Annotated in this window: 1 pseudogene; it reads right to left on the bottom strand. The window is 63.5% G+C overall.

The window, feature by feature from the left end:
• Window positions 1-231: pseudogene (locus QSK52_RS39355) on the bottom strand (carbohydrate ABC transporter substrate-binding protein); the annotation flags it as partial.
• Window positions 232-255 lie beyond the last annotated feature (24 nt).

Raw genomic sequence — 255 nt, 5'->3', positions numbered from 1 at the left:
GGGGATCGGCAGCACGTCACCGTAGTTCTCGGTGTTCATGCGGATCTTGACTTCGCCCTCGTAGTCCTTCATGGCCTCGAACTTCACCTTGACGTTCGGGTAGACCTTGTTGAACTCCGCGGCGTACCTGTCGAGCGTGCCGTCGCCCACCTGGTCGGTGCGGTTGGTCAGCACGGTGATCGAGCCCGTGACCTTCGCCGGGTCGGAGTTCACCGACGGCGCAGCGGACACCCCGCCACCACCACTGCTGCTACA

This window comes from Kitasatospora phosalacinea, assembly GCF_030268885.1.
Taxonomy (GTDB): Bacteria; Actinomycetota; Actinomycetes; order Streptomycetales; family Streptomycetaceae; genus Kitasatospora; species Kitasatospora phosalacinea_C.
Note: the sequence above shows the minus strand (reverse complement) of the source record. Positions and strands in the feature narration are given on the sequence as shown.